The 12,333-nt window shown below is 39.6% G+C and carries 9 protein-coding genes; 4 read left to right on the plus strand and 5 right to left on the minus strand.

What is annotated here, in order from left to right:
• Positions 1-1,902 (minus strand): AsmA family protein (locus QNK26_RS09445; protein WP_319222460.1); only part of this gene is annotated, 1,902 nt, incomplete at its 3' end.
• A gap of 643 nt (positions 1,903-2,545) precedes the next feature.
• On the opposite strand from QNK26_RS09445, the gene QNK26_RS09450 reads away from it, so the two are divergent.
• A complete protein-coding gene (locus QNK26_RS09450) occupies positions 2,546-3,937 on the plus strand; it encodes a YjiH family protein (RefSeq protein ID WP_319222462.1) in 1,392 nt (463 codons plus the stop codon).
• Positions 3,938-4,075: 138 nt separating this feature from the next.
• Here QNK26_RS09450 and dcd read toward each other — a convergent pair whose 3' ends face one another.
• From dcd to apbC, 3 genes are all read right to left on the minus strand, one after another.
• Complete coding sequence (gene dcd, locus QNK26_RS09455) at positions 4,076-4,678, minus strand: dCTP deaminase (RefSeq protein WP_319222464.1); 603 nt, start codon at positions 4,676-4,678, stop codon at positions 4,076-4,078.
• A gap of 26 nt (positions 4,679-4,704) precedes the next feature.
• Positions 4,705-5,361 (minus strand): uridine kinase, encoded by a 657-nt coding sequence (udk, locus tag QNK26_RS09460; protein ID WP_319222465.1) that lies wholly within the window; start codon positions 5,359-5,361, stop codon positions 4,705-4,707.
• A 149-nt stretch (positions 5,362-5,510) separates the two neighbouring features.
• The gene (apbC, locus tag QNK26_RS09465) at positions 5,511-6,587 is read right to left on the minus strand and encodes an iron-sulfur cluster carrier protein ApbC (RefSeq protein WP_319222467.1); all 1,077 of its coding nucleotides are present in this window, start codon (positions 6,585-6,587) and stop codon (positions 5,511-5,513) included.
• 203 nt (positions 6,588-6,790) lie between these two features.
• Between apbC and metG the strand changes: the two genes are divergently transcribed.
• From metG to cdd, 3 genes are all read left to right on the plus strand, one after another.
• The gene (gene metG, locus QNK26_RS09470) at positions 6,791-8,851 is read left to right on the plus strand and encodes a methionine--tRNA ligase (RefSeq protein WP_319222473.1); all 2,061 of its coding nucleotides are present in this window, start codon (positions 6,791-6,793) and stop codon (positions 8,849-8,851) included.
• Positions 8,852-8,971: 120 nt separating this feature from the next.
• A complete protein-coding gene (locus QNK26_RS09475) occupies positions 8,972-10,162 on the plus strand; it encodes a class I SAM-dependent methyltransferase (protein WP_319222475.1) in 1,191 nt (396 codons plus the stop codon).
• Between the two features lie 102 nt (positions 10,163-10,264).
• Positions 10,265-11,161 (plus strand): cytidine deaminase, encoded by an 897-nt coding sequence (gene cdd / locus QNK26_RS09480; protein WP_319222477.1) that lies wholly within the window; start codon positions 10,265-10,267, stop codon positions 11,159-11,161.
• Positions 11,162-11,277: 116 nt separating this feature from the next.
• Here the strand turns inward: cdd and QNK26_RS09485 are convergent, their stop codons facing one another.
• The gene (locus QNK26_RS09485) at positions 11,278-12,270 is read right to left on the minus strand and encodes a GGDEF domain-containing protein (RefSeq protein ID WP_319222478.1); all 993 of its coding nucleotides are present in this window, start codon (positions 12,268-12,270) and stop codon (positions 11,278-11,280) included.
• Between the last annotated feature and the right edge of the window lie 63 nt (positions 12,271-12,333).

The raw sequence follows: 12,333 nt of genomic DNA on the forward strand, positions 1-12,333 counted from the left end.
AAACCCTTTAAATAGCTTTTCCTTAAGTTTGTCTTTTTTCTCATCTGAACCAAGATATTTATCAATTAGTTTATCTTTTTCAAGCTCGAGAACTTGCTCAGTGATATCACCAAAATCAAACTTAATACTCGGCGCTGCAAAGCTGCCTTTTACATCAATAGGCAGACGTAAATCACGTACTGCTTTCATTGTTGAACTCGATTGACCACCAATATTCTCAGCTACCGATGCATTGAAAGTAAAATCAAGATTCTCACGCATTAAGTCTGCATAACCTTTACCATCGACCTTGATTGCAGGTGAAGCCAAATCAATCTTAGTTGATGTTAACTTACCGCCGCCCAGTTTAAAGTTTGCTACCATGGCGCTAAAGTCTGTCTGCTCGGCTTCATCAGCTGACTCCTTAGCTGGTTTTTTACTAAACATGGCAATGGCTTTACGCACTTCTTGCGCCACGTTAACCCCTAATACCGCGCCGTCAGTGAAGCTGGTATTAATTGTACCTTTGGTTGCAGATTTAAGTTTAGTCATGGTCAGGCCTTTACCGCTTACACGCACGTCAACATCAACTAACCCAGTTAACATTTTCTTACCCGCGGCGATTGTGACTAATTGTTCTGACTGTACTTTTTCTAGCGTGCTGTTCAAATTGAACGTCGCTGGTTTTTTGTTGCTGTCTAATAACGCTTTAACCATTAACTTACCTTCATATAGATCTGAAGATAGTTTCGTGAGTTGGAATACACCGTCTTTTAACTCACTTTGCAGTTTAATATTATCCAAGACATATGCGCCTTGTTTAATTTTAGTAATGGTTAATGTGCCTTTTTGATTCACACTTGATAATGCACTCAGGTCAGGTTCAACTTCAGGTGCAGGTTTCGCTGCGCCCTTTTTAGTACTAGCAGTGCCTTTCGCAGCAGTATTATCATTCGCAGCTGCAGTCTTAGGTAACCAATCATCAACAACCAGGGTATTCATTGCTAGGTTATATTCTAAACTCGGTTTTTCAAATATATCAGCTGACAAATCACCCGTGATATTAAGTTCATCAACGTCTAATTTAAGTCCTGCTAATGTCATGGTTTTATGCGTATTATCGTATGTCATATCACCTTGTAGTGAGATATTCATTTCAGGACGTGGTAATGACTCGCCTGTTAATGCGAGTTTATTATCAAGCTGGGCTAACTTTATTTCATTAAGCTGTTCATCAACCGTCAGCGTCAAGCTGGTATTTAATTTAGCCGTTAACTCGTTAGAACGATAATTCGCGGATAACACAATGTCCACAGGTTTAGAAAAAGCAAACTCCCCCACCTTTAAACTACTGTCAGACAATTTATGATAAGTACCATCTTGACGGTTATTTAACGATAATTGTGCGTTAGTGATATTTACACCTTTAACAATAAACTGATAATCACTTTTGGCTGTGTCCGCTTTAGGTGTGACTTCAATCGCTTGAATATCTCCGTTTGATGATGGTTTTTCCGAGGGGGCTAATGTGGCTAACAATTCGTCCATATTATTACGGCCGTCAGCCAGTGTTTCTATATTGACTGTAAAACCGTCGACTTCCACATTGGTTACTACGATTGTCTTAGTAAATAGTGACATTAGTTCAACAGAAGCACGTACACTACTTACTTCTATTTGTTTTGAGTCTGCATATTCAGGCTTATTAAATAACGTTACTTCCCCTAATTCAAAACCAATCTGTGGATAGAAAGTTAAATTCAAATCACCTTCAATTGCAACATCTTGCTTAGTGAACTGTTTGGCTTGTGTAACCAAGTTATCTTTAATTAATTCTTCATTAACTAAAAACTTAATCGCAACGACACCCACGATAATAAGAATAGCAATGAGCCCACCAATACTAAGAAGTATTTTTTTCATCCTGAAACCACCTTAATAGAAATATATCTTAATCAGCTAAAACAACGTATTACATGTGATGTTTATGCTATCTGCCTTAAGAATATCATGTAATTAGTATAAGCGCAGAAAGATAAACAAAAAGCACACCGACTTAGCATTAATTGTAACGACTAAATAATAAAATTCAGCCGAAAACCAACAATCCGCTTAAAAAGTCAACATAATGTGAATGCTATCATCTAGTTATTATTCACTAATACAGCCACAATGCGCATCTGCAATCACTATTACTGCATATCTATTGATTATCGATATATAAATCTAGAAAAAACACAGTAATCAACACAATAATTCATTTTTAAAGTCTATTTATGTGAGCCATGACACTTAAAATGCTATGAATTATTTTATTTTTATGACACTCGGCACATGGTGTTAATAATATGTTTCTCACATGTATATTCGCAGTTACTATCCCCAGCAATCACGGTCATAACAGAGTTTTAAATCGCGCTGAAATAAGATATCAGGATTTAATTCATCGGATTAATGATGATTCGATAGCTTATGACCTTAGCTAAGATTGAATATGGAATATTTAGTGATGAATACCAGCCTCACTTGATGCTGTTTCTCACGCTATAAAAAAGGGAACAATTTAATGAAAGATAATAACGTTTGCGCAGAATCACCACAAAATGCCAATCAAACCAGCTCAGGTAATAAATCACTACTGCGATTTTTATTGCCCTCGTTAATCGGCTTATTCTTATTCATGACACCGATGAGTTATGAAGGTCAGATGACGATACCAGTGGCTATTCTAGCCAAGTCTTTACTTGCGTTGTTGGATGGTTACTTGCTCAACATCATCACAGTAATCATTACATTCATGGCGCTGGCATCAACATTAGCCGTTCTGCTTAAACCGGCATTTATAACGGAGCGGGCGTTCCTTAAAGAATTGTTTATTCCAACACCACTTTGGCTAATAGTCAGAATTGTTAGTTGCGCTTTTACTATAGCGACCATTTTTCAAGTTGGCCCAGAATATATTTGGAATGCAAATACCGGTGGCCTAGTGCTAAACGATTTACTACCAACGCTATTCGCGGTATTTATCTTTGCCGGTTTGTTACTGCCCCTACTGCTTAATTTTGGTTTGCTGGAATTATGTGGCGCGTTATGTACCAAAATCATGCGTCCAATATTCAATCTGCCAGGGCGCTCAGCAGTTGACTGTATTGCTTCTTGGTTAGGTGACGGTAGCGTGGGTATCTTATTAACTGATAAACAGTACCAAGAGAAGTTTTATACTCAACGTGAAGCGGCTGTTATTGGTACCACGTTCTCGGCGGTATCGATTACTTTCAGCCTCGTTGTTATTGCACAAGTTAATTTAGAGCAATACTTCTTACCTTACTACCTCGCCATTACCTTATCAGGCATCGTTGCGGCAATCATCGTGCCGAAGCTACCACCGCTATGTTGGAAAAAAGATATCTACATTGACGGCACACCAAAAAAACACGATTTAGAGTCAATTCCTACTGGACACACGGTTTTTTCATGGGGCATTGACCAAGCCGTTGATCGTGCATCAAAAGTAACATCATACCGCACAGTATTTATCGAAGGTCTGAAAAATGCAACGCATATGGTATTTGGTATCTTACCTGTGGTAATGGCTATCGGTACTGTTGGTTTGCTTATCGCTGAGTACACATCTGTGTTTGCCGTGCTTGGTAAACCGTTTATGTATTACCTTGATTTCATGAATGTACCAGAAGCTGCACTAGCATCTGAATCGTTAGTGGTTGGTTTTGCTGATATGTTTGTACCAAGTATTCTTGCGACATCAATGGAAAGCGATATGACTCGATTCATTATTGCGGGTGTATCAGTATCGCAACTTATCTATATGTCTGAAGTTGGTGCATTACTGTTAGGCAGTAAAATACCGGTAAACATCGTCGATTTGTTTATTATTTTCGTACTACGTACCATCATAACATTGCCGATTATTACCGGTGTTGCTCATCTGATATTTTAATCAATATTAAAATATAGAAAACACTAATAATCTAAACGAAAAAAATCCCCATCACTACAAGCGTGCTGGGGATTTTTGTCTTTATACTAGCGGTATCATTAACGGTATTCAGTCAATCAGTGTCTAGTCGTGTTAATACTAGTTGCTTTGATTACTATTGTCGTCTTGGTTAATACGACTTGAATCAGCACCATGTTGATTTTTATACTTAGCATCTTTACGTTGATTGTAAGGACGCGCAGCAGGTGCAGTCAGTGTTTCAAAGTTTAGCGCTGCAATCGTCATTTTCGGACGTAATGCTAACGGTAATTTACCACTGTTATAAAACTCAAGTACGATACGACCAGACCAGCCAGGATCAATACGATGCGCAGTTACATGCACCATAAGACCAAGACGCGCTAATGACGAACGTCCATCTAACCAACCCACAATATCTGCTGGTAACGTTACTTTTTCAAACGTAACAGACAACGCGAACTCACCTGGGTGTAAAATGAAAGCTTCACCGTCAGGTACCACGATTTCATCGCTCATTACTTTATCAAGTTGGGTAGCGACTTCTTCTTTCGGGCCACTCAAATCGATGTAAGGCGCATTATGTGCTTGGAATACTCGGAATTCATGACCTAAAGTAACATCAACGCTTACGCCGCTAATTTTACTTTGATCAGGTTTTGGTTCGATAGAAATTCGACCATCATCTAAGTATTTTTCAATATCAGTGTCGCACAGGCGCATGTTTTCTCTCTTTAATAGGTGCTGTGTTAGCTGTTATTAGTTCTCACTAATAGCTGACAAATTTTTGCTTTTAATGTATCAATCGCAAAACGGTTTTTACCACCGCGCGGAACAATAAGATCTGCATATTGTTTTGATGGTTCAATGAACTGTAAGAACATAGGACGAACAGTATCATTATATTGTTCAATTACCGATTCCATTGTTCTGCCACGTTCAGCAACATCACGTTGTAAACGACGAACGAAACAAATATCTAACGGTGTATCCATAAATACACTTGCGTGAATAATGTTACGGATAGCTGGATCTGTCAGTAATAAGATACCTTCTAAAATGATCACTTTCTTTGGTGTCAATTTAGTCGTTTCAGCCATACGCGTATGTTCTGTATAGCTGTACGTTGGAATTTCCACTGCATTGCCATCACTCAAACCCTGTAAATGACTGCACAATAATTTATGGTCCATCGCTTGTGGATGGTCATAATTTGTTTTAACTCGGTCTTCCATCTCGAGGTGACTTTGATCACGGTAATAACAATCTTCGGTAATTACAGCAATTTGTGATTCGCCGAACTCAGCAACAAGCTCATTGTAGATTGTTGAAGAAAGTAAGCTTTTTCCAGATGCAGAAGCACCTGCGATTGCGATGATCACACAAGAGTTAGATGTATTATTCATTAATTAAATGATCCGTTAGGGCTTAAGACCCCGTTATTATAGAAATTTATAGTCCGTCATTCTAGAGTAAACATAAAAATACCTATAATAAGTTAGAAAATACCTATAATAAGTTAGAAAACACCTATTAATTTACAACAATAACGATATTAGGTTAGCTTAATTGGGATTTCTGTCGATATTGTGTGCGTTTGAAAGAACATTTTACTGACAATATCACTTGCTAATTGCGCATAAACGGCTGAAAAGGCAGAGTCAGGTTGCGCAACAACCGTTGGTTTACCCGCGTCAATATCCGCACGTAGGTCAATGTGTAGCGGTAACTGCGCGACACATTCTGTATCAAAACGCGCTGCCATTTTAATCACACCACCCGTGCCGAAAATTGCCTCTTCGTGTCCACAGTTATTACAGATATGGGTACTCATATTTTCGACCACACCCAATACAGGCACTTTCACTTGCCTAAACATGCTGATGCCTTTCGCTGCGTCAGCCAATGCCACATCTTGTGGGGTTGATACGATTAGCGCACCGGTTACTGGAATATTTTGGCTTAATGTTAATTGAATATCGCCCGTGCCCGGTGGCATATCAATAAACAGGTAATCAAGTTCGCCCCAATGGGTTTCGCCCAACAGCTGCATTAATGCTTTACTCGCCATGGGACCACGCCAAATCATCGCTTGATCATTTAGCGCAATAAAACCAATACTATTAACGGCTAAACCATGGGCATTGATCGCCTTCATGGTATTACCATCGTATGCTTCTGGACGAGACTCGCTCACACCGAGCATAAGCGGAATTGATGGCCCGTAAATATCCGCATCCATGATGCCGACCTTGGCGCCGAGTTTAGCCAAGGCTAATGCGGTATTAACAGTGGTCGTTGACTTGCCTACCCCACCTTTACCCGATGCAACAGCAATAACATTCTTAACACCATTGATAGCAGGAGCCTCATTACAACGCGCAAGTGTCGCGACATCTAATTTTATCAACCAATTGACGCTTTCAACGCCTTTTATTAATGCGACTTTTGGCTCTAACTTAGTTTTTACTTCGTCTTCAAAATCTAATGATGGAAACGGTAAACGTATCTGGATCTCAACACAGCCATTCTGGTGGCTAATTGTCTCTAATACATTAGTGTCGGCGATATTTTTTAACCAATTTTTAGGTTGAAACATACCAACAAGCTGAGTGATCTTTGCAATATCCATAACCGCCTCTTAATTTAAGGTTGTAAGTGTTTAGCTTTTAAGCATTTCTACTTTATTAATCTACAATATCAATCATAAAGCAAAGGATCACAAATAAATACGCTAAAAATAGCAGGGTTTTTAGCCTAACATCTATGCTTTATAAGCCGTATCAGGTAACATCGGATAACTTTATTTTTAACCACAAGATGAATCAGATTTTTATGACATCAGAACGCAAAATCTTAGTAACAAGCGCATTACCCTATGCCAATGGCCCTATTCACTTAGGCCATATGCTTGAGTATATCCAGACTGACATCTGGGTTCGTTTCCAAAAGCAACGTGGCAACACATGTACATATGTATGTGCAGATGACGCCCACGGCACGCCAATCATGCTTAAAGCGCAAGAGCGCGGCATTACGCCGGAAGCAATGATCGCGCAAACTAAAATTGAGCATATGGCAGATTTTGCTGATTTCAATGTTGGTTTTGATAACTATCATTCAACGCACAGTGATGAAAACCGTGAACTTGCAAGCATGATCTACACGCGTTTACGCGACAATGGTCATATCAAAACACGTGTAATCTCACAGCTATTTGATCCTGAAAAACAAATGTTCTTACCTGATCGTTTTGTTAAAGGCATCTGCCCAGAATGTAAGAGCGAAGATCAAAACGGCGATAACTGCGACAACTGTGGTGCAACTTATTCTCCAACCGATCTAATCGAACCTCGTTCTGTTGTATCTGGTGCTGAACCAATTCTTAAAGATTCTGAGCATTATTTCTTCGACCTGCCTGCATTTGGCGAGATGTTACAAGAATGGACACGTTCTGGTACATTACAAGAAGAAATCGCTAACAAACTTGCAGAATGGTTTGAAGTGGGCCTACAGCAGTGGGACATCAGCCGTGATGCACCTTATTTTGGTTTCGAGATCCCGGATGCACCAGGTAAATTCTTCTACGTTTGGTTAGATGCGCCAATTGGTTATATGGGCAGCTTTAAAAATCTTTGTGATCGTAGCGACGACCTAGATTTTGATGAATACTTCAAAAAAGACTCAACGACTGAACTTTATCATTTCATTGGTAAAGACATCGTTAACTTCCACAGCCTATTCTGGCCTGCAATGCTTGAAGGTACGGGGTTCCGTAAACCGACTGGCGTATTTGCACACGGTTTTGTTACTGTTAACGGTAAGAAAATGTCTAAATCACGCGGTACATTTATCATGGCGCGTACTTATTTAGACAATCTAAACCCAGAATACCTACGTTATTACTACGCAGCTAAACTAAGCAACAAGATTGTTGATTTAGATTTAAATCTTGAAGATTTTGCTCAGCGCGTAAACTCTGACGTTGTGGGTAAAGTAGTTAACCTGGCAAGCCGTACTGCAGGTTTCATCTACAAACGTTTTGATGCAAAACTAGCAAGCGAAATTTCAGAACCTGAATTACTTGCTGAGTTTGTTGCTGCTGGCGATACCATTGCGCAATATTACGAAACACGTGATTTCAGCAAAGCAATTAAAGAAATTATGGCATTAGCTGATAAAGCAAATGCTTACATTGCTGATAAAGCACCGTGGCAATTAATCAAACAAGAAGGCTGTGAAGCAGAAGCGCACCTTGTTTGTACTATGGGCATCAACTTATTCCGTATCTTATCGGTTTACTTGAAACCTGTATTACCAGAAATGGTTGCTGAAGTTGAAAAATTCTTAAACGATGAATTCAACTGGGAAAGCTACAAAACAGTATTAACAGACCACGAGATCAACAAGTTCAAACCGTTAATGCAACGTGTTGAAATGGACAAAGTTGAAGCGATGGTTGAAGCATCGAAGCAAAACTTAGTGGTTGCTGAAGAAGAGAAAGAAGTAGTTGAAGAAACGCCTGCTGACCTTGCTTCTGACAAGCACCTTAAAGAAGAGCCAATTGGTGAAATGATCGCATTTGATGATTTCGCAAAAGTTGACTTACGTATTGCTAAAATTGTGAAAGCTGAGCATGTTGAAGGCGCTAAGAAATTACTTAAGCTAACCTTAGATGTGGGCGGTGAAACGCGTCAAGTATTTGCTGGTATCAAATCAGCTTACGAACCAGAGCAACTTCAAGGTCGCTTAACGGTTATGGTAGCTAACTTAGCACCCCGTAAGATGAAGTTTGGTATGTCAGAAGGCATGGTACTTGCTGCAGGCCCTGGCGGCAGCGACATCTTCGTACTAAACCCGGATGAAGGTTCTGAACCTGGCATGCGTGTAATGTAATTAAGCTCAGTTATCGAATGGCGATTTAAGCTATTTTACAACTGACTTTTAAAGGGACTCACACTGGGTCCCTTTAGTATTTATGATGTATCACTACATTTATAACGATAAGAGATTGAAATGACAGCTCAAATTATCCTTGCTAAAGGCAAAGAAAAAGCACTTAAACGTAAACACCCGTGGATCTTCTCTGGCGCAGTACAGAAAGTAAAAGGCGAAGTAGAAGTTGGCGGCACTGTTGATATCATGAGTGCTGGCGGCGAATGGCTAGCAACGGGTAGTTACTCTCCAGAGTCTCAAATCCGTGTACGAGTATGGCATTACGATCGTGGCGTAGCAATCGACCAAGCATTCTTTGAAAAACGCATCAAACAAGCACAATCACTACGTGATGAATTAATCGCAGAAAAAGGCCTAACTGGCTACCGCTTAATCGCGGCGGAATCTGATAGCCTGCCGGGTATCACGATTGACCGTTACAACGACTTCTTAGTATGTCAGCTATTATCAGCGGGTGCCGATTTCCACCGTGACACATTAGTTGCAGCATTAAGCGTACTTTACCCTGAATGCAGCATCTACGAACGTTCAGATGTAGCAGTACGTAAAAAAGAAGGCCTAGAATTAGTACAAGGCGTTCTTAAAGGTGAAGAGCCACCAGAAGCAGTTATCATCGAAGAAAACGGTGTTAAAATTGAAGTTGATATTAAAGGTGGTCACAAAACTGGTTTTTATCTTGATCAACGTGACAACCGTAAAGCTGCAGCAAAATATGCTAAAGGCAAAGACGTACTGAACTGCTTCAGCTACACTGGCGGTTTCGGTGTTTACGCACTACAAGCTGGCGCTAAATCAATCACTAACGTTGATTTATCACAGCCTGCGCTAGATATTGCAAAACGTAATGCTGAGCACAACGAACTTGACCTATCAAACGCTTCTTTCGAACGTGCTGACGTATTCAAAATTTTACGCCAATACCGTGAAGAAGGTCGTACCTTTGATACTATCATTCTTGATCCGCCTAAATTTGCCGAAAGCAAAGCACAAATGAAAGGTGCTTGCCGTGGTTACAAAGATATTAATTTCGTAGCAATGCAAGTACTTAAGCCTGGTGGCACACTGTTAACATTCTCATGTTCAGGCTTAATGGAAGACGGTTTATTCCAAAAAATCGTTGCTGATGCAGCACTAGATGCAGGTCGTGACGCTTACATCGTAGAGCGTTTATCACAAGCAGGGGATCACCCAACGGCTAGCTTCTACCCAGAAGGTTATTATCTAAACGGTTTAGTACTAAAAGTTCTATAATTGAGAGCTTTATCCTTGTAATAAGTCGGTTTTAGTTGCAAAGTGGCACTCAGATAGAATTTTATTCTCTATTCAGTGCCACTTTTTAATAAGGCCAATTTTATGAAAGAAAACCTCCTTAAAGCACTTTCACGCTTACCAGTATCACTTCACAGTCATGTGCTACCTATAATCTCTAAACCTGATTTTAAAGGTGTTATTAGCGCTGAAGATGTGGATCTATTACAGCTACATTCTGCATTAGAAACTCCTGAATTATTACTCAGTTTATTACCCCTTGCAGCAGCCTACTCTGTCGCACCAATATCTGATTTTAATGTCGGCGCAATTGCCCGAGCTGAATCGGGCAACCTGTATTTTGGTGCCAATTATGAATTTACTAATCAAGCGTTATTTAATAGTGTTCATGCTGAACAAGCCGCTATTAACAATGTATTTAGTCATCATGAAACCGCAATATTAGATATCACGATTACCGCAAGTCCTTGTGGCCATTGCCGCCAGTTTATGAATGAATTGAGCTGCGCGAATGAGTTAATTGTTAATCTTGCAACTAGTGGCAGTAAACCATTATCGGTATTGCTACCTGATTCATTTGGTCCAATTGACTTAGGTGTTACCGCTCCCCTACTTGCAGCTGATGCCGTACAGTTAACATTGTCTAATACAGATAAACAATCAGCACTTGCTAAAGCAGCATTGCAAGCGGCGAATACAAGCTACGCGCCTTATAGCCATTGCCATGCAGGTATTGCGATAAAAACAACAACAGGCACCGTAATTACTGGTCGCTATATTGAAAACGCCGCCTTTAATCCGTCACTATCGCCACTGCAATCTGTGTTAATTAATTTAAACTTAGCGGGATTTGGATTGGCTGATATTGCAGCGATGACATTAGTTGAAAAAGCAGAAACCAAGATGAGCCATGCACAAGCAACACAAGTGCTGGTATCAGAAATGGGCATTGAACATTATCAACATGTATATGCACATTAGATGAGCATTTAAAGCATCCGTTAATTCATGTATAAACATAATTAATAGATGCTTTCTTTGGTTTAACTTTTATTTCAATAAATTGAATGGCAATAAAGCGTATTTCGATCAGTTTATTAAAACAATTTGTGTTTATGCTCAACGACACATTCTATGTTGTGTAGATGCTCAATATTTCTAAAGTTTGTCACCTTATTGCGCCCAGACTGTTTGGAGTCATACAAAGCACGATCCGCTTGTTGAACGAGAGTTGATAAGAGACTTGAACTCTGTAGTTCGGTAAAACCACTGCTTATCGTAATATTGCCGACTTGTGGAAATATATGCTCAGCAATCATCTCCCTTAAACGCTCTAATATATGTACAGCTGTATCTTCTTCCGCACACTTAAACAGTACTGCAAATTCTTCACCGCCATAACGAAAAATATAATCTTGGCTACGAAAATTAACTTTAATTAAGCGAGCAATTAAAATTAATACCTCATCGCCAATAACATGTCCAAATTGATCATTCACCTGCTTAAAGTTATCAATATCCAACATGGCAAGATACCAAGAACAATGTTCATCAATTTGGCCGCGGCGCTCATTATAATCATGCCCCGTGATCACCTTCATCAGTTTGTTATCAAAGGTTTGACGGTTAAGTAACTCGGTAAGTGGGTCAAGTCGGCTTTTAAGTAACACGTGTTGTTGATTAGCATAAATGTGCAATACGTTAACGGCCGTAGCAAATTGCTTTATATCTAAAGTATCACGACTTGCATGCACAGCAACAACAAAACCAATGACAGCGTCACAATGACAGATGGGGATATAGCTGATCCTTATTTGCGATCGCAAACAGGTATGGACCTTATTATCTTGTAGTTTTTGGTAGAGGTGAGTGATTGTTTCGGGAGTAAAGTCTAACAGGGTTAAGTTATCAGAGATCAGTGTGACTTGTTGTTCAGCAATCTCTTTTTTGCTGACAAATACAGCCACTTTATTCGTGCCTAAGATAGCTGTCATTGACGCCATTAGCCTAAACTCAAGCTGCACTTCATCTTCCGCTTCGGTTAATGAAATAAGCCATTCATGGGCACAATTATTAAACGTTTTTAACATTTACGAATACCATTCGACTCCATCAATACAGTGAGTCTAGTAAACAAAACAAACAATCGAGTA

Source organism: Moritella sp. (assembly GCF_033791185.1).
In the GTDB taxonomy this organism is placed as follows: Bacteria; Pseudomonadota; Gammaproteobacteria; order Enterobacterales; family Moritellaceae; genus Moritella.